19 protein-coding genes and 3 pseudogenes are annotated in these 18,456 nt (G+C 37.5%); 8 read left to right on the top strand and 14 right to left on the bottom strand.

The window, feature by feature from the left end; translation table 11 throughout:
• Positions 1–17 precede the first annotated feature (17 nt).
• From LZ575_RS11655 to LZ575_RS11645, 3 genes and pseudogenes are all read left to right on the top strand, one after another.
• Positions 18–476 carry a hypothetical protein gene (locus tag LZ575_RS11655; RefSeq protein ID WP_235324769.1) on the top strand — a complete coding sequence of 153 codons (459 nt, stop codon included), beginning with the start codon at positions 18–20 and terminating at the stop codon, positions 474–476.
• Positions 477–577: 101 nt separating this feature from the next.
• Positions 578–1,905, top strand: a pseudogene (gene ffh / locus LZ575_RS11650) (signal recognition particle protein).
• Between the two features lie 115 nt (positions 1,906–2,020).
• Complete coding sequence (locus tag LZ575_RS11645) at positions 2,021–2,914, top strand: bifunctional 5,10-methylenetetrahydrofolate dehydrogenase/5,10-methenyltetrahydrofolate cyclohydrolase (RefSeq protein WP_235324767.1); 894 nt, start codon at positions 2,021–2,023, stop codon at positions 2,912–2,914.
• A gap of 67 nt (positions 2,915–2,981) precedes the next feature.
• On the opposite strand, the gene LZ575_RS11640 is transcribed toward LZ575_RS11645, so the two are convergent.
• From LZ575_RS11640 to LZ575_RS11595, 12 genes and pseudogenes are all read right to left on the bottom strand, one after another.
• On the bottom strand, positions 2,982–3,398 hold the full coding sequence (locus LZ575_RS11640) for a YkvA family protein (protein ID WP_235324765.1): 417 nt from the start codon (positions 3,396–3,398) through the stop codon (positions 2,982–2,984).
• 18 nt (positions 3,399–3,416) lie between these two features.
• Positions 3,417–4,184: an AI-2E family transporter gene (locus tag LZ575_RS11635; RefSeq protein WP_311195760.1), complete on the bottom strand. Its 768-nt coding sequence runs from the start codon at positions 4,182–4,184 to the stop codon at positions 3,417–3,419.
• Positions 4,144–4,437, bottom strand: a complete 294-nt coding sequence (locus LZ575_RS23680; protein WP_311195759.1) for a hypothetical protein — start codon at positions 4,435–4,437, stop codon at positions 4,144–4,146. Before LZ575_RS23680 ends, LZ575_RS11635 begins: the two co-directional genes overlap by 41 nt.
• Positions 4,438–4,443: 6 nt before the next feature.
• Positions 4,444–4,869, bottom strand: a complete 426-nt coding sequence (locus LZ575_RS11630) for a VOC family protein (RefSeq protein ID WP_235324763.1) — start codon at positions 4,867–4,869, stop codon at positions 4,444–4,446.
• A gap of 123 nt (positions 4,870–4,992) precedes the next feature.
• Positions 4,993–5,817, bottom strand: a complete 825-nt coding sequence (gene rluF, locus LZ575_RS11625; RefSeq protein WP_235324762.1) for a 23S rRNA pseudouridine(2604) synthase RluF — start codon at positions 5,815–5,817, stop codon at positions 4,993–4,995.
• Positions 5,818–5,903: 86 nt separating this feature from the next.
• Positions 5,904–6,110, bottom strand: a complete 207-nt coding sequence (locus LZ575_RS11620; protein ID WP_235324761.1) for a hypothetical protein — start codon at positions 6,108–6,110, stop codon at positions 5,904–5,906.
• Positions 6,111–6,212: 102 nt separating this feature from the next.
• Positions 6,213–6,410 carry a hypothetical protein gene (locus LZ575_RS11615; RefSeq protein ID WP_235324760.1) on the bottom strand — a complete coding sequence of 66 codons (198 nt, stop codon included), beginning with the start codon at positions 6,408–6,410 and terminating at the stop codon, positions 6,213–6,215.
• A gap of 88 nt (positions 6,411–6,498) precedes the next feature.
• On the bottom strand, positions 6,499–6,765 hold the full coding sequence (locus LZ575_RS11610) for a hypothetical protein (RefSeq protein WP_235324759.1): 267 nt from the start codon (positions 6,763–6,765) through the stop codon (positions 6,499–6,501).
• Positions 6,766–6,778: 13 nt separating this feature from the next.
• Positions 6,779–8,305: pseudogene (locus LZ575_RS11605) on the bottom strand (helicase HerA-like domain-containing protein).
• A complete protein-coding gene (locus LZ575_RS11600; RefSeq protein WP_235324758.1) occupies positions 8,259–9,383 on the bottom strand; it encodes an LD-carboxypeptidase in 1,125 nt (374 codons plus the stop codon). Before LZ575_RS11600 ends, LZ575_RS11605 begins: the two are co-directional and overlap by 47 nt.
• A 74-nt stretch (positions 9,384–9,457) precedes the next feature.
• Entirely contained in the window at positions 9,458–9,682 is a 225-nt protein-coding gene (locus LZ575_RS24285) for a D-alanyl-D-alanine carboxypeptidase (protein ID WP_409187159.1), read from the bottom strand.
• Positions 9,648–10,781 (bottom strand): D-alanyl-D-alanine carboxypeptidase, encoded by a 1,134-nt coding sequence (locus tag LZ575_RS11595; protein WP_255702606.1) that lies wholly within the window; start codon positions 10,779–10,781, stop codon positions 9,648–9,650. Before LZ575_RS11595 ends, LZ575_RS24285 begins: the two co-directional genes overlap by 35 nt.
• 223 nt (positions 10,782–11,004) lie before the next feature.
• Between LZ575_RS11595 and LZ575_RS11590 the strand changes: the two genes are divergently transcribed.
• From LZ575_RS11590 to LZ575_RS11580, 3 genes are all read left to right on the top strand, one after another.
• Positions 11,005–11,667 (top strand): peptidoglycan recognition family protein, encoded by a 663-nt coding sequence (locus LZ575_RS11590; RefSeq protein WP_311195758.1) that lies wholly within the window; start codon positions 11,005–11,007, stop codon positions 11,665–11,667.
• 7 nt (positions 11,668–11,674) lie between these two features.
• Complete coding sequence (locus tag LZ575_RS11585; protein ID WP_235324755.1) at positions 11,675–12,268, top strand: M14 family zinc carboxypeptidase; 594 nt, start codon at positions 11,675–11,677, stop codon at positions 12,266–12,268.
• A 91-nt stretch (positions 12,269–12,359) separates the two neighbouring features.
• Positions 12,360–13,118, top strand: coding sequence for a hypothetical protein (locus LZ575_RS11580; protein ID WP_235324754.1), 759 nt, complete (start codon positions 12,360–12,362; stop codon positions 13,116–13,118).
• 56 nt (positions 13,119–13,174) lie between these two features.
• Here the strand turns inward: LZ575_RS11580 and LZ575_RS11575 are convergent, their stop codons facing one another.
• The gene (locus LZ575_RS11575; protein WP_235324751.1) at positions 13,175–14,491 is read right to left on the bottom strand and encodes a D-alanyl-D-alanine carboxypeptidase/D-alanyl-D-alanine-endopeptidase; all 1,317 of its coding nucleotides are present in this window, start codon (positions 14,489–14,491) and stop codon (positions 13,175–13,177) included.
• A gap of 149 nt (positions 14,492–14,640) precedes the next feature.
• On the opposite strand from LZ575_RS11575, the pseudogene LZ575_RS11570 reads away from it, so the two are divergent.
• A pseudogene (locus tag LZ575_RS11570) lies at positions 14,641–15,274 on the top strand (7-carboxy-7-deazaguanine synthase QueE).
• 55 nt (positions 15,275–15,329) lie between these two features.
• Here the strand turns inward: LZ575_RS11570 and LZ575_RS11565 are convergent.
• Entirely contained in the window at positions 15,330–15,890 is a 561-nt protein-coding gene (locus tag LZ575_RS11565) for a DUF2911 domain-containing protein (RefSeq protein WP_235324749.1), read from the bottom strand.
• Positions 15,891–16,508: 618 nt separating this feature from the next.
• On the opposite strand from LZ575_RS11565, the gene gyrB reads away from it, so the two are divergent.
• Positions 16,509–18,449: a DNA topoisomerase (ATP-hydrolyzing) subunit B gene (gene gyrB / locus LZ575_RS11560; protein WP_235324748.1), complete on the top strand. Its 1,941-nt coding sequence runs from the start codon at positions 16,509–16,511 to the stop codon at positions 18,447–18,449.
• Positions 18,450–18,456: the final 7 nt, after the last annotated feature.

The raw sequence follows: 18,456 nt of genomic DNA, 5'->3' as shown, positions 1-18,456 counted from the left end.
AATCTAAATTGAAAAATATGAAAAAGATAATGTTATTTGGTCTATTAATTACTTTCTTAGGAGTATCCTCCTGTGATATTTCAGATGATGGTTCTGAGTGTGTAATAGGTCCTGTATTAATATTAATAGATCTTGTGGAGGAAGGTTCTAATGAAAATCTCTTTTCTAACGGGACCTTTGATAAATCGCAATTTACTGTGGTAAGTAATAATAACCAGCCAGTGAATCACAATTTCCTTAATGTTGACGGCAGGGAGTATCTAAGAATTGCCCTGGGAGAGACTGTGGGTGAAAATACTATTAGCTTAAAGTTGAACAGTGAAGTAATTATGGATATTCAATACACTACAGCCTTATCTACAGGAGAATGTAATAACCCCTATATTACCGATTTCGATATACCTGAATATGATTTTGAACAATTGCCTTCAACTGGTGCTATAAGAGTTTATTTTCCACTTCAGGTACTTGATTAAATAATTTATTTCAGCTGCAAAGAAACTTTTTTCAATGGGCTTTAAAATGATTAAATTTGCTCCTCGCTTTTTAGATAAAGCAGTATAAAACAACAGGAAATATGTTCGATAATTTAAGTGATAAGTTAGATAATGCTTTACATGTTCTTAAAGGACACGGCCAGATAACCGAAGTAAACGTTGCCGAAACTTTAAAGGAAGTAAGAAGAGCATTGGTTGATGCCGACGTTAACTATAAAATTGCCAAGGAATTTACTGGTACAGTAAAGGAAAAAGCAATGGGGCAAAATGTATTGACTGCATTAAAGCCTGGACAGTTAATGGTGAAGCTTGTAAAAGATGAGCTTACTCAATTAATGGGTGGTGAGGCAGAAGGTATAAATCTTTCCGGAAATCCTTCGATTATATTAATGTCGGGTTTGCAGGGTAGTGGTAAAACTACCTTTTCGGGAAAACTTGCAAATTATTTAAAGAACAAAAAGTCCAAAAAACCTTTATTAGTTGCCTGTGATGTATACCGTCCTGCAGCAATAAATCAGCTGCACGTAGTAGGAGACCAGGTTGGAGTTGAGGTTTATAGTGAAGAAGGAAACCAAGATCCCGTTAGTATAGCAAAATCTGCAATAGCTCACGCGAAGCAGAATGGTCATACTGTAGTAATCATAGATACCGCTGGTCGTTTAGCTGTAGATGAAGCGATGATGACCGAGATTGCCAATATACGCACTGCTATCCAGCCTCAGGAAACTCTTTTTGTTGTAGATTCTATGACGGGCCAGGATGCTGTGAACACAGCTAAAGCTTTCAATGAGAGGCTTAATTTCGACGGTGTAATCCTTACAAAGTTAGATGGTGATACTCGTGGTGGTGCTGCGATATCTATAAAATCTGTAGTTAATAAACCAATTAAGTTTATTGGTACTGGAGAGAAAATGGAAGCCATTGATGTTTTCTATCCTTCCCGAATGGCAGACAGGATCCTGGGGATGGGAGATGTGGTTTCACTTGTTGAAAGAGCGCAGGAACAATACGATGAAGAGGAAGCAAGAAAACTTCAGAAGAAGATTGCAAAGAACCAGTTTGGTTTTGACGATTTCCTGAATCAACTTCACCAAATAAAGAAGATGGGATCTATGAAAGATCTTATGGCTATGATTCCGGGTGCAGTAAAATGCTTAAAGATGTTGATATAGACGACGATGCCTTTAAACACGTAGAGGCGATAATTTATTCAATGACTCCTGAAGAGAGAAGTACTCCGGCCGTTATTAATGCTAACAGGAAAAAACGAATTGCTAAAGGTTCAGGTACATCAGTACAACAGGTTAACCAATTACTAAAGCAGTTCAACCAAATGGGCAAAATGATGAAGATGATGCAAGGTGGTGGCGGTAGAAAAATGATGCAGATGATGAACGGGATGAAATAAGCCCCTGCCCCGAAAGGTGAATTTTAAAAATAATTTTAATGTCGCGTTTTTCGTGATTTAACTCTTCCCTTTGGGAAGGAAGGAGCTTCCAAAAAAATACTGACCACTATAAAATATGACAATTCTCGACGGAAAAAAGACCAGCAGTGATATTAGAGATGAAATTGCTGCAGAAGTATTAAAAATGAAACAGCGTGGGGAAAAAGTACCTCACCTGGCAGCAATCATTGTTGGGAGTGACGGGGCAAGTATGACTTATGTAAACAGCAAAGTACAGGCCTGTAAAAATGTAGGTTTTGAATCTTCACTCTATAGATTATCATCTACGGTTAGCGAAGTGGAGTTACTGGCAAAAATCCAGGAACTTAATGAGAATGATGACATCGATGGTTTCATAGTGCAACTACCTCTCCCTCCTCAAATTGACACTCAAAAAGTGATTTTGGCTGTAGATCCTGAGAAAGATGTTGATGGTTTTCATCCCACTAACTTTGGTAAGATGTCATTAGATATGTCTTCTTTTATTCCTGCTACGCCGTTTGGAATTTTAGAATTACTTGAGAGATACGATATTCCCACTAAAGGAAAGCATACTGTAGTTATTGGAAGAAGCCATATTGTAGGAAGGCCTATGAGTATATTAATGGGGAGAAGTGGCTTCCCCGGGAACTCCACAGTAACTCTCACCCATGAATTCACTAAAAATATTACCCAGATCATTTCCCAGGCAGATATAGTGATTATCGCTGTTGGAATTCCTGACTTTTTGAAAGTTGAAATGATTAAAGACGATGCTGTGGTTATAGATGTAGGTATTACCAGAGTGCCTGATGAAAATGCTGAAAGAGGTTATGTGTTAAAAGGAGATGTCGATTTTGAAAATGTTAGTAAACGAGCATCATATATAACGCCTGTTCCCGGTGGAGTAGGGCCAATGACGGTTTCCATGCTATTAAAGAATACCTTGCTGGCCAGGGAAAATCATAGAAGTAAAACTCTTGTAAAGTAGAAGTTATAATTTTATATATAGAAAAAGGACCTCTAAAAGGTCCTTTTTCTATTACTTTTCTGCTGATTTAAACTTCCACTTCTTCTTTATTTCCTTCATCCAGTTTCCAGTCAAGGTAATTGTGAATGTCAGTTTCAATAAATCTAAGACTGAAGGTTAGGACTGCAAAATCATCAACATATCCTATTCCGGGGATAAAATCAGGAATAAGATCAAAAGGGTTCAGGATGTACAGGAGTCCAAAAGCAATTGCAGCTATAGTAAACCATGGGACATTGGAATATATTCCGTTACGGTAATCCTTCAGCATTCCAATCATCACTTTTCCAAGTTCAGTATATTTCTTGAGTACATTGGAACTCTGGATCTTATCCGCAATTTCTTCCTGATTGTCCATTACTACATCTACGTCTTCACCTTTAACTTCGGCAATCTCACCTTTTACGTAATCCTCGTCTATTGACTGTGTCTTTTTATTAAACATATATTTCTTTTTTAAATTTTACAAATTGTCATTTTCGTCACCGTATTCTTTTTTGTAGATCTTTAATATAAGCAAAAATAAGGAAATTAGCAGCGGCCCGAATATTAAACCTATAAAGCCGAACAGAGGGACTCCTACAACTACACCAAATAATGTAATTAGAGGATGAACGCTTGAGAGCCTTTCCAGGATATACAGCCTAACGAAATTATCTGTAGCTCCAACTACGACCAATCCGTAAATTAAAATGGCTATGGCCTGCCAGTTTTGTCCCTGAGAGAGCAATAGTAAGGTAACGGGAATTATTCCTAAAGCAGAGCCTACAAAAGGAACCATAGATCCTACAGCTGTAATGGTGAACCAAAACAAAGGATCGGGCACACCAAAGATGAGAAATCCTATAAGAGCAATGACTCCCTGTATAATTGCAACTAAAGGGATGCCTAAGGCATTGGATTTTACAGAGAGATCACTTTCTTTTTCAATTAGTCTGATATTTTCAGAATTGAGAGGAATGTAACTTTTTATACCCTCATGCAAAAGATCTCTGTTGATGAGCATGTAGTAAAGCAGGAAGTACATGATCCCAATTGCAATAAAGGCCGAAAAGGTTCCTCCTGCAAGACTTTGAAGATTTGCTGTGAGCCAGGCGGTAATTGAAGACGTGTCAATAGAATTGCTTACATCAAATTCCAGGTACTCTTCCAGGTGATTTGCCTGCTCCTTCACAGCAGCAATTACCTTTTCAGAATTGGCAATGGCCTGTCCAATTTTGGAAGAAAGCATAATAACAATAAGTACTACTAAGTACTAAAATTCCTATAAAAGAGGCCACCATAAGCAACACTGCTGCCCAGGTTTTCTTCCAACCCCTGGCTACTAAATTGCTCATCCACTTTTTAAGTATCACGTATAAAGTGATAGCACCTAAAATACCCGATAAAAAAGGAACAATTTCCTTGAAAATTAAAAAACCCAGGAATGCAATGACAAAAAGAACAAAAATTTGCCGAACCAATGAGGGTTTTAATCTGTTCATTTTGGACTATTTGGCGAAGAGTTGACTCATATCCTTAAAAGCCTTAAATTCTAATGCGTTACCAGATGGATCCTTAAAAAACATAGTTGCCTGTTCTCCTGTCTTTCCCTTAAATCTAGTGTAAGGCTCGATAACAAACTCAATATTTTTTTGTTTCAGTTGTTCCGCAAATTGTTCAAACACATCCCAGTCCAAAACAACTCCAAAATGAGGAATTGGAACATCTTTTCCATCTACGGGGTTTCCTTTTCCTGCAGTCTCAACAAGAGTTTCCTGTACATGGATTACCAGTTGATGACCAAAAAAATCAAAATCTACCCAATGGTCGCTACTTCTTCCTTCTGTACATCCTAAAGTTTCTCTGTAAAAAGTTCTGTTTTCTTCTAGATTCCTCACGGGTATAGCGAGGTGAAAGGGTTGAATTCTATTCATATATTTTTGGATAACGTGTTTAGAATTTTGTAATGTGGAAATTTCCTGTTAGCAATAGTACATTCCCACATTAAAAATATAAAGATCTGGTGGAAAGCTGCTGATGTTTCCGCTAATTCTCTGTTAAGTTTTTTTTCTGAAATTCCTGGCGGAAGATTTCTCGATTTTTTCTCCAGACTGATTTCGTGCCTTTCCGGAAGAATTCTCGTTAGAAGAAGATTCTGGTTGAGGTGCAGTTTTTTCTGAAGTTGAAATCAGAGAGTTAATAGTCGCTAATTCACCTTCTGTTAAGTTTCGCCATTCCCCTCTAAGCACATCCAGCTGGACATTCATAATTCGAATACGTTTTAACGCTGTAACTTCATAGCCCAGGTATTCGCACATTCTCCTGATCTGCCTGTTTAACCCCTGAGTTAACACTATTCTGAAATCAAATTTCCCCAGCTTCTCAACCTCACATTTTTTAGTCACGGTATCCAGAATAGGAATTCCTGCGGCCATACGCTCAATAAAATTTGAGGTGACAGGCCTGTCTACAGTCACTATGTATTCCTTTTCATGATTATTCCGTGCTCGTAGGATCTTATTTACGATATCGCCGTCGTTGGTTAGAAAAATTAGCCCTTCACTAGCTTTGTCTAACCTTCCTATTGGAAAAATACGGGTGGGAAAATTAATATAATCAATAATATTGTCCTTTTCCACACCAGTGTCGGTAGTACATACAATTCCTACAGGTTTGTTGAAGGCAAGATATACCTGTTCCTCCTTATTATTTTTAACCTGTTTGCCGTTCACAGCAATTACATCTCCGGGAGCCACCTTAGTCCCCATTTCGGGAACTTTTCCATTGATTGTCACTCTCCCCTGCTCAATTAGTTTGTCTGCTTCCCTTCGGGAACAGTATCCGGCTTCACTAAGGTATTTGTTTATTCGGGTGAGTTGCATAAGAGAAGAAAAAAATTAAGGCTACAAAGATAAGATTAAAATCAGGTTTAACCTGTGTTATCTTACTCTATAGCCTTAATTCTGCTTTATCTGTTTTGGTGTTCGGCTGCCACTTCATCTGTATCTTTCCGGTATTTGAGCATTGAAATACCTGCAATAAAAAAGATAAATCCTAAAATGGCCAGAGCCCAGGGGCTGAACATTAAGGCAATACTTCCAAATATTCCCAGAACGCCCATTACTAGTGCGATTGCACCGCCAATTAACATAATAACTGCTAAGATCTTAATCATAGGTTTAATGTATTGGTTAAATGATAAAGTTAGACAAAGTATTCAAAATGGGAACTCTATTAACATTTCCTAAAGACTTGATCCTGCAGGTTTATAATATAATTACCAACTTATCATAAAATGTTTAATTGGGGCATTGTCGGGAATTTGATTTGGAGTTATTCTGGTATCGGTATCAAACCTTAGGCTGGATGGTAATTCTTTCTTATCAATTGTGAGGTAAATATTTAACTCGTCAATAAATACCACTGCAGAGTTTAAAGTATTCTCAATGCGGGAAATGCTGTAGTTTTTAACCACATCCCCAAACGTGCTGGAAGTATTTAAGCCTTTGGCTGTTTCGAATCGTGGATCAAGTATTTGTATATATCCTACTGTGCTTGTAGAATCAAATTGTTGTACTTAGCTCAATAATAAGAAGAGGAGAACCATCTTTATCATAAATTTCTATATCATTTGTGGCACTCAATAACTTATTGCCGGAGGTATGACGTACAATAGAATCATTGGAAAAAATTGAGTCCAGTTGATTGATCTTTATCTCCTTAGTTAAGGGTCCTACTCGTGTAGCTTCTATCAGGTATGGATCTGAATGATCTCCACAGGCGACTGCAATTGATAAAACTAATGCGGCAAGACTAATTTTTTTAAACATGTGTTTCTAATATTTATTTTAAAGTTTTGTTTAATATGCTCATTACTCCCCGTATAAAAGTGGCACTTGTAAGTACTTTAAGAATAGGATTTTGGCGGGTGGAAGATCTGCTTCCTGAAGGCTTGGAGGAACGGGTCACTACTTTTCTTTCTTCCCTGGCTTTTTCTTTGGCTTCATCCAGCTCTGCACGTGAGAGTTTAGCATTTAATAATTCATAGGCACTTTCCCTGTCTACTGCCCGGTTATATTTTTCTACGAGCCGGGATTTGGAAATTATATCGCTTATCTCATCTGGTGAAAGTATATCCATCCTGCTCATAGGAGCGCGTAACATTGTTGCCGCAAGGGGTGTTGGTCTTCCTTTTTCATCAAGGGCAGAAATTATAGCTTCTCCTATTCCTAACGAGCCAAGTACTTCTTTGGTATCGTAATATTCTGAAAGTGGATAATTTTCTGCTGTTAATTTTATAGCTTTCCTGTCATTTGCGGTAAAGGCCCTTAGCGAGTGTTGAATTTTCAGCCCCAATTGGCTAAGAATTGCTGCAGGAACGTCCGTAGGATTTTGGGTAATAAAGTAGATTCCAATCCCCTTTGACCGTATTAGTTTAATAATACTTTCCATTTGATCCATTAATGCGCCGGAAGCTTCTTTAAAGATAAGATGAGCTTCATCAATAAATAGAACAAGTTCAGGTTTGTCAACATCTCCTTTTTCCGGAAATTCTGAATAGATTTCAGCCAGCAGGCTGGTCATAAAGGTTGAGAAAATCTTCGGTTTATCCTGAATATCATCAAGACGTATAATATTTACATATCCTTTTCCTTCCGAAGTTTTCCTTACAAGATCCATTACTTCAAAGGAGGGTTCTCCAAAAAGTTGATTACCTCCCTGCTGCTCTAATGCCACAATTTTTCGCAGAATAGTACCTGTTGAGGCTTTTGAGATCCTTCCGTAATCTTTTTCAAATTCTTCTTTTCCTTCTTCTGTAGCAAAAGCAAGGATTTTTTTAAGGTCTTTAAGATCCAGCAGAGGTAGGTGAGTATCGTCGCAGTACTGGAAGATAATTCCCAGAATGCTGGTTTGGGTGTCAGTGAGGTCGAGGATCCTTCCTAATAACACTGGGCCAAATTCACTTACCGTCGCTTTCAGCTTTACTCCGGGTTGTTCAGAAAGGCTTAGGATCTCTACCGGAGATCCCTTGCTGGTCAATTCAAAATTTAAAAGCTAGTGTCTTTCAATTAGCTTCTTATTTTCTTCAGCAGGTTTTGCGATGCCGCTTAGATCACCTTTTACATCCATTAAAAGTACGGGGATTCCTATATCTGATAAATTTTCAGCAAGTATCTGCAGGGTTTTTGTTTTTCCTGTTCCTGTAGCTCCGGCAATTAGGCCGTGCCTGTTCAACGTCTTAACCGGAATTTTAACACGTGCTTCTGGCTGAGGTTCCCCTTTATACATTGCTGCTCCAAGGTAAATATGATCTCCTTTAAATTCATAACCTTCCCGAATATGCCGGATAAACTTTTCTTTTTCTTCCATTTTCTGCTCTTAAAAGATTAGCCCAAGTTATTTCACCGCTTAGCTGTAGCAATTGAATTGTTCCTTTGGTGGAATTTATTTCGGCTTCAATCCCATTTGGAATTGTTGAATTATCATCTATATGGCCTATCATTGCTCCTGTATATGCAGGTATGTTTAGCGGCTTGATGTAATGATCTATAACTTCCTCCAAGGTAAGGGAACCATACCCACTGCCGGGCTTGCAATCGCTACATTTCCCAAATACAAATCCGGAGATCTTTACAAACACTCCGCCAAGCTGCAACTGGGACATCATCCTGTCTACGGCGTAGATTTGTTCCCCTACATCTTCGAGATATAAAATTTTGTTTTCCCAGTTTGAGGGAAAATAGGGTGAACCCATAATTCCTGTTAATACAGAAAGATTGCCACCTAATAATTTTCCCCTGGCCACACCCGGAGTAATGGTTCTAATTCGATTTTTTGTGATGGTGAGATTATCTCCTTTTTCTTTTGGGTTTTCAAAAATAGCAGCTTCAGCATCAAAAAGAATTTTTCTAAAACTAGAATAACTAAAGCTGTTCCAGGTGGAGACGGCAAGAGGGGCATGAAAGGTTACCAGTCCCGTTTTAGAATAAATTGCAAGATGAATCGCTGTAATATCACTATAGCCAACGAATATTTTAGGATTTTCCTTTATAGCCTGATAATCTATTTTATCCAATATTCTTGCTGCACCAGATCCTCCTCTTAGGGCTATAACAGCATCTACATCAGGGTCTCGAAACATAGTATTTAATTCGTTAGCCCTCTCGTCATCAGTTCCTGCAAGATGTCCATACCGATTCTTTACAAACTCACCCAGTTTCACCTTTAACCCCATCGCCTCAAAATTCTCAACAGCAATTTCGTAAGCTTCTGTTTCAAAAATGGCACTTGAAGGGCTAACAATACCAATAGTGTCTCCCTTTTCCAATTTCTTAGGCAGTAACTCGTCCTGCGAATTTCCCATGAATTGATAAGGGGCAATAAAGGATGAAAAGGAAACTGCGAGGCCGCCCGCTCCCAGGTTTTGGAGAAAATTTCTTCTTTGCATTTTTAAAATTTATTTAGAGCCTTCAATATTTGCTAAATTAAGAGAAATAGTGAATTTCTCGTTTTCTACCGGGTCTAATTCTCCTCATAGATCTCACGTAGAATCTTCTCCATTTGATTTTTAATTTCCGCAGTTGGAACTACATAATTACTATTCATAAAGCTGAAGGCAAGGATTTTTCCAGACTTAGCTCTTAAAAATCCGCTAAGACTGTGGTTATTGGAGAGAGTACTCAGTCTTGGCAAATATATAAGGTGGAGAACCTCAAGCGTAATTATTTTTAATAGTGCCAGAGACACCTCCAACCGCTAATAGATCAAACAATCTTTCCTGCGGTACTTCTTCATAAATTAGCTTTAATAGTTCAACTACAGATGCTGGTGTAAACAAATTGTATCTTGAAAGGCCTGAGCCATCCACCCATTTAATCTCATCTGGAAGAGTTTTAAGGTGATTTTTTTGCATATATTTTATAGCAATATCTGCTTTTAAAGTATCTGAAAGTTTCCCGGCAGAAAGTAATAGAAGCTGCTCTGCAATAAAATTGTCGCTCACCTGCAGCATAGTCTTGTACATACTGTCTACGGGAATACTATACAACGTGCGGGCATTCCCAAAACCTTCAGGTATTGCCTGGACAAAGCCCACCTTTTTTTGAAGAGTATCACTTAACATTTTCACGATTAAAGAAGAAGAATATTTAAAAGGAACATTTTGTTCAGCAGCTTTAATCGGTCTCTTTTCAGAATAACTAAATCTGTTACGGCTTAATTCTCTGGTAATGCGGGAATTTTCTTCTGAAAGATCTTCAGCAAAAACTGAATCTGTAAAAATCCCGGGAAGTACTTTAGGCTTCTTTTTATCTGAAGGAAATTGAAAATGAACCCTGTTCCCATAAATTGGAAAAGCAGTTCGTTCCACTGAATAATATGAATTATAATCGTCCCAGGCCCAACCAGGACCAAAATATTCTTCTTCAAAAAGCGGAGCAACATAAACGAGCGTTTCTTCGTGTTTTTTTAAAAAATTTAAAACAGGTGATTCAGGTAGATCGGGGTTTAATAACGAAGGATCTCCGGTGCCTGTGAAGAATAGGCTATCATTTTTAATGAAGTATTTTAATCCGGGGACTGAATCTCCTAAAACCTTAAGCCCGGTATAAAAAGTAAAAAGTTTGGTGTTTGAAGCCGGGGTGAAGTATTTACCTGAGTTTCTCTCATAGATCATTTTATCTCTTTCCAGGTCATAAACTGCAAGTCCTGAAAAACCTTTTTCAAATGTCTTCTCCTTTTTAAATTTCTTATCAATTTGTCGGGAAGTTGAGCAGGAAGAAAAAAGTAATCCGAAGAGAATTAACAAGAAAACAATGGGTATGTTGTGGATAAATTTCGGTTTCATATTAGTGAATGGTAAAACATCTTTTAAAATTACTTTTTATAAATTAATAGATAGCCTCATCTTAATTTTTTTCTCAGACTTTTAGAATAAGATGATTGTATATTACAATTAAAAATTTTTAATAAAATTGTTCAGGAAGATCTGGAAAGCCTTAATTTTAAATGTTTTGTTATGTGGGTGTTTTATAGGTAGTAGTAATTTCTCTGCAGAAAATAATGAACTGGTGAAAATTCTTAAACTCTTATTTTGCTTAATTTTTATTTCCTGTTCCAGCGGGAGAGTTTTGCCGAAGATGGTTTCAAAACCTATTGAGTTTAATGATGAACGAAAGGAGTTGAGTTTAAAATACCTGGATGAGCATTACGGAATTAAAAAAGATGTTCCGGAAATTGAGCCTAAGATGATTGTTATTCACTGGACAGAAATAAAGACTTTGCAGGAGTCTTTTGATACCTTTAAACCAGTTCATCTTTCAGAAAAAAGAAATGATATTCAGTCAGCCGGGAAATTAAATGTTTCTGCTCACTATTTGGTAGACAGAGATGGAACGATTTACCGACTGATGCCGGAAACATTAATGGCCAGACACGTTATAGGGCTTAACCATCTGGCCATTGGTATTGAAAATGTGGGAGGAACAGTTGAAACCCCACTAACCGATGCTCAGCTTAAATCAAATGTTTTTTTGGTGAAGTACCTCAGTAAAAAGCATCCTGTGGAATATGTCATTGGGCATTATGAATATACGTTGTTTATAGATCATCCTTTTTGGCTGGAAAAAGATAATTCCTACCGCACTAAAAAAGTAGATCCCGGTTTGAAATTTATGGAAGAGTTAAGGCGGGAGACGAAAAATTTAAATTTAAGGCCACTTCCGGGCAACTAGAAAATCGATGAAAAAGGTTTTTATATTTCTATTATTGCTTTGCAATGATGTTAGTTATTCGCAAGTCCAGGATCTTTACAGAGAAATCTATAAAACCTATCCGGAGTATAAAATTGACGAATTTAAAACCAGAAGATTTGAACATCCCAAGGTGAAAGAACAGCTGAAAGAAGTTGCAAAGGACCCTGCTTTTAGCCTGCAAGAAGTGGGGAGATCTATCGAAGGAAGAGAGCTTTATTTACTAAGTACAGGCACCGGGAAGACTAACATCTTTTTATGGTCACAAATGCATGGAGATGAGTCTACAGCTACAATGGCTCTCTTTGATATTTTTAATTTTTTAAGAAGTGAAGGATTCGAGGAGGAAAAACAGGAATTATTAAAAAATGTTCGCCTGCATTTTCTTCCAATGGTAAATCCCGATGGAGCTGAAAGGTTTGAACGTAGAAACACACTTAATATAGATCTAAACCGCGATGCCTTGCGTCTCCAGTCGCCGGAAAGTCAAACTTTGAAAAGAGTAAGAGACAGTATTAAGCCTGAATTTGGTTTTAATCTTCATGACCAGAGTAAATATTACAATGTTGGGTTAACTAGGTAAGCCTGCAACAATCTCTTTTCTCGCTCCTCCTTACGACTACGAAAAATCAATTAATGAGGTTAGGGGAAATGCGATAAAATTAATAGTGGAAATGAATGGTCTACTGCAGGAGTATATTCCGGGACAGGTTGGTAAATATGCAGATGATTTTGAAGTCCGGGCGTTTGGTGATAATATTCAAAAATGGGGTACCAGTACAATCTTAATAGAATCTGGAGGTTTAAAAAATGACACTGAAAAGCAGGAAATTAGAAAACTTAACTACACCATTATTCTCGCTTCATTATTTTCTATTTCAAATATGTCATATAATGATAATAACCTTGGATTCTATGACAGTATTCCGGAGAATGAAAGGATGCTTATGGACCTGAAAATTACCGGACTAACGTATAATTTAATGGGCAAAAAATATATACTCGATCTTGGAATAAATCAAATAGAACTTGAAGATCCGGCAAAGAACAGTTTCTATTATAGTGGTGAAATTGTAGACCGTGGTGATCTTAGAACCAGCTTTGGGTATGAAAACCTGGATGCTTCAGGTTATGAGTTTGTCCTGCCAAAGGTTTCTCCTGTCTCATATTCTATGGAAGATCTAAAAAGTTTAGATTTTCATTCTTTCCTGAAGAGCGGTTACGCATTTATAAAAGTTAAGAACCTGCCTGCAGAAAAGTATATTCATTATCCTGTTAATTTAGTAAGCGGGAATTTTAAATCTCCTAAAGGAATAACCTCCAATTTTTTTCTCTCAAAGGCTGGAAATTTGGAATATGCCATAATCAATGGCTTTCTTATAAATCTGAAGGATAAGGAGCTAAAGATTAAAAACGCTCTAATCAGAAAGTAAAATTCATAAATATTTATAATTCCATCAAAAGGCAAATTTCAGGATGTAGTTTCAAATTAATATCTGTTATAGATATCCCTGAGGATTTTTTCCATTTCTCTTTTAATTTCTCTGGTGGGAACTACAAAATTACTGTTCATAAAACTGAAGGCCAGAATTTTCCCGCTTTTACTTTTTAAATATCCACTCATGCTGTGGTTGTGCAATAAAGTCCCGGTTTTGGCAAAAATGTAAGGCTGCCGGGCGTGGTAATAATTTCTTATAGTTCCTGTTTTCCCATAGGTGGCCAGCAGGTGAAAAAGCCTTTCTGTTTCCACTTCATCGGCAATTTTATCCAGTAAAGCGACCATGGAACGGGGAGTCATTAAATTGTATCGGGACAATCCTGAACCGTCAACCCAATAAATTTTATCTGGTAGATCCTTTAAAGTTTTTTTTAGGATATGATCTATGGCAATGTCTGCATCAAAGGTGTTTTTAAGTTTATTTGAGCTTAACAAGAGAATTTGCTCAGCAATAAAATTATCACTGTCCTGTAGCATTCTTTTATAAAGGCTGTCCGTAGGAACGCTCATTTTTATCTGGGGTTCTCCGGCCTTGGGAGGTAAAGTGTTCAGGATCTTTATTTCTTTCTCAACTACATCACTTAATAATTTTACCAGAAGTTCGGGAGAATACCGAAATGGCAGCCTGGATGCCGACTGCCTGGGAAGGACAGGAACATAATAGTAGGTGAAGTAGTTCTTATATAAATCTCTTTCAATTCCGGACCGCTGACCATAAAAATTTTTAAGGACGATTGAATCCTGAAAAACCCGGGGATAAACCACGGGAACCCTCCGTGAAGAAACTGCACCAAAACTTACAAGATTACCATATATAGGAAAATCAGATCGTTCAGGAGAGTAGGAGGAGTTATAATCATCCCAGGCCCAGCCGGGACCGTAATGTTTTTCAATTTTTGAAGCTGGAAGGTAAAACAGCTTTTCTTTTCTGTTCTTCAGGAATGCAAGGATATCAGATTGTGGTAATTCAGGATTGAGAAAAGAAGGATCCCCTGTCCCGGTGAAAATAAGAGAATCATTATTTGTCCAGTACTTGAGACCTGGAACAGAATCTTCTAAAATTTTGAGTCCGGCGTAGAAGGTCAATAACTTTACATTAGAAGCAGGAGTAAAATATTTATCTCCTAATCGCTCATAAACTATTTCATCAGTTTCCAGGTCTTTTACAACAAGGCCTGAAAATCCCTGTTGGAAAGCTTCAGCGTTTTCAAAATGTGAATCTGGAGATTGGGCATTTGAAATATTGGGTAAAAAGAGGTAAAATAAAAGGTTGGCAACAAATAATATTTGAAGTTGGTTCTTTATCATGGGGCAGTTTTGTGGCAGTTTAAGCTTATTCTTCGAATTTCTATTTTAAAATCTTACTAAATTTCTTTAAATGGTTTAATAAAAATGAACACCTCATTGAAAGGAAGATTTCCCGTTAAGCTTTAGGATATTCATTATCTTTGCACGCTATGGTTACACAGGATATACAAGAGCTGGTAGATGAGGGACTTATGCTGCCATTGATGGAAGCATTTTACACAATACAGGGAGAAGGCTTCCATAAAGGGACTGCTGCTTATTTCATTAGGGTAGGAGGCTGTGATGTAGGCTGTCATTGGTGTGATGTCAAGGAAAGCTGGAATGCACAATTACATCCTCCTACTGGAATAGATGAGATGGTGGCGGATGCCGCGGCTCATAGCAGTACAATAGTTATTACGGGCGGTGAACCATTAACCTGGGATATGGGCCCGCTTACGTCAAGATTAAAAAGCAGGGGTTGCAAGGTTCATATAGAAACCTCGGGAGCGTATAAATTAACTAAGCACCTGGGATTGGGTTTGCTTATCGCCTAAAAAGATAAAGCTTCCCACAGAGGAAGTTTATGCAGTTGCCAATGAACTAAAGGTTATCGTTTTTAACTCGCATGATTTTATATTTGCTGAAGAACAAGCTGCAAAAGTAAATGATAACTGCATTCTCTATTTACAACCCGAATGGAGTAAGAGAGATAAAATGATTCCTTTAATTGTTGATTACGTGATGAAAAATCCACAATGGAAGGTGTCTTTACAAACTCATAAATATTTAAACATCCCATAAAAAAGAGGGGTGATTAAAACTTGTTTAACCACCCCTATCTTTATGTTATACTTTGTTACTTACCAGTTGCCTTAAAAGGTACAGAGACATATTTGTCATCCCAACCCATAAGAAGGTTTGCTCCATTCTCATTTGGTTCAAAAGCCATCGAAAAGGACTCTATAGAAGTTGGTGAATTCCTAATAAGTACTTTTATTCTTACAAGGTCTTCTTTATCTGTATATTCGTAAGCACCCCAGGTGTGAATTCGGTTATTTAAAATAATAGTCCACTCCTTTTCATTAGGAATTGTATAAATTGTATAAGTGCCTGCTTTCACAGTTTCATCTGCCACTTTCATGTCCTGGTATAAAGTAAGCTCTGTCGCCTCATTTGCATAAGTTCTCCAAACTTCACCAAAAGGTACAAGTTTGCCAAATACTTCACGATTCCGTTTTTGTGGACGGCTATAAATAACCCGGGCTATTGCCTTATCATCGGCATTTCGATAAATAACTAAATCCATTGGGCTGGCATCGATCTTTGGAAAGTTAGGCCCTTCCTGTTTAGTTTCCTGTGCAATTGAATTAGTTTGCAAGGCAAAAATTGCAATCGCCAATAACATTAATTTTTTCATAAAATATTTTTTTGTTTTAAGTGAAAATCCGTTTAAAAGTATGGTTTATCAAAGAAGACACTTGTTAAAGGACTATTTATTCTTTGTTAATATTCTCAACTTATAATTGCAATTAAAATGCCAAATAAATTTATAAAGGATTTTTCTGATATGAAAAACTAAATCCGTCCTTTAACTATGTGCAAAATAAGATTTCTTTTTGCGACATCAAGATGAGCGTAAACTGGGGTGAATACATCTGGATTAGGACTTAAATTACAAATTCAAAAGATATCGATAGTTGGTTTCCTTCTAAAATTTCGAAATTGAAGAGCCTACTTTTACCGTAAAATCATAATTGAATATAAGCTGCTGGGGGTTGAGAACTTTCAGAAAACAGTTGAATTCTGATTTTGAAAGTTAATGGAGCCTTGGTTGAAGAAGTAGCATATTCTAAGTTGCTCCCGGAAGATCTACACTAGGTTTCTGAAGAATACAAATTCATAGCGGGTTAAGGTGGTTTTTTCACAAAAATTGTTAATAACTTCGGGGTATTGAGGTGCGCATCAAGCTAATAGGAGTAGGGGTTTTCTTATCTTTGTGTGTTATAAATTTAGATGAAATTTAACAGAATTATATATGAGCGAAGAAGCGAAGAAACATAACTATTCTGCAGATAGTATTCAGGCGCTGGAGGGTATGGAGCATGTTCGCATGCGGCCTTCCATGTATATTGGAGACACGGGAATAAGAGGTTTACATCACCTGGTATACGAAGTAGTTGATAATTCTATTGATGAGGCCATGGCTGGCCACTGTGATACGATAAAAGTCACAATTAATGAAGATGGGTCTATAACCACCGAAGATAACGGAAGGGGTATACCTGTAGATATGCACAAGAAAGAAGGAGTTTCGGCTCTGGAGGTTGTAATGACCAAAATTGGTGCAGGTGGTAAATTTGATAAAGATTCTTATAAAGTTTCAGGAGGTTTACACGGGGTAGGTGTGAGTTGTGTTAATGCACTTTCAGATCACTTAAAGGCTACTGTTTATCGGGATGGCCAGATATGGGAGCAGGAATATGAGAAAGGGAAGCCCATGTATCCTGTTAAGCCTGTCGGGGAGACAGAGCTTAGCGGTACAATAGTAACCTTTAAGCCGGATCCTACCATCTTTCAACAAACGGTTGATTACAATTATGATACTCTTGCCAGCAGGATGCGGGAATTGTCTTTTCTTAACAAAGGAATTACAATTTATCTTACAGACAAAAGACAGGTTAATGATGACGGTACACATCCTATAGAAAAATTTCATTCTGAAGAAGGATTAAAGGAATTTATAAAGTATCTCGATGGTAACAGGGAGCCAATTATTGCAGATGTTATCTCTATGGAAGGCGAAAAAAATGATATACCTGTTGAAGTGGCAATGGTATACAACACCTCCTTTAATGAGAATTTACATTCCTATGTAAATAACATAAACACTCACGAAGGAGGAACGCACCTTTCTGGTTTTAGAAGGGGTTTAACTACGACCCTTAAAAAATATGCTGATGCTTCCGGGATGCTGGACAAGCTAAAATTTGAAATTGCAGGGGATGACTTTAGAGAAGGTTTGACTGCAATTATATCAGTAAAAGTAGCAGAGCCACAATTTGAAGGTCAAACAAAGACAAAATTAGGGAACAGGGAAGTGACCGCTGCAGTTTCTCAGGCGGTTTCTGAAATGCTGGAGAATTATCTTGAAGAAAATCCAGGTGATGCAAAAGTAATTGTTGAAAAAGTTATCCTTGCAGCGCAAGCCCGTCACGCAGCCAAAAAAGCTCGTGAAATGGTACAGCGTAAGACTGTAATGAGTATAGGAGGTTTGCCCGGGAAATTATCAGATTGTTCTGAGCAGGATCCTTCTAAATGTGAGGTGTATCTTGTAGAGGGAGATTCTGCAGGGGGTACAGCCAAACAGGGAAGGGACAGGAATTTCCAGGCTATCCTTCCTTTAAGAGGTAAAATTTTGAATGTTGAGAAGGCGATGACTCATCGTGTTTTTGACAACGAAGAGATCAAAAATATTTATACGGCTCTTGGAGTTACAATAGGTACCGAAGAAGATAGTAAAGCTTTAAATCTCACAAAACTACGATACCATAAAGTGGTTATAATGTGTGATGCCGACGTGGATGGTAGCCACATCGAGACGCTAATTCTTACTTTCTTCTATAGATATATGAAGGAATTGCTGGAGAACGGTCATATTTTTATTGCAACTCCACCGCTTTATCTTGTGAAAAAAGGGCAGAAGAAACAGTACGCATGGAGTGACAAGGAGCGTGATGAGATCGCAGCCAGCTTTAGTGGAGGTGTTCAAATTCAGCGGTACAAAGGTTTGGGAGAGATGAATGCAGAACAGCTTTGGGATACCACTATGAATCCTGAATTTAGAAAGCTGAGACAGGTGAATATTGACAATAGTAGCGAGGCAGATAGAATTTTTTCTATGTTAATGGGCGATGAGGTTCCACCAAGAAGGGAATTTATAGAGAAAAATGCTGTATATGCTAATATAGATGTCTAGTTAAAAA

This window comes from Antarcticibacterium sp. 1MA-6-2, assembly GCF_021535135.1.
Classification (GTDB): Bacteria; Bacteroidota; Bacteroidia; order Flavobacteriales; family Flavobacteriaceae; genus Gillisia.
Note: the sequence above shows the minus strand (reverse complement) of the source record. Positions and strands in the feature narration are given on the sequence as shown.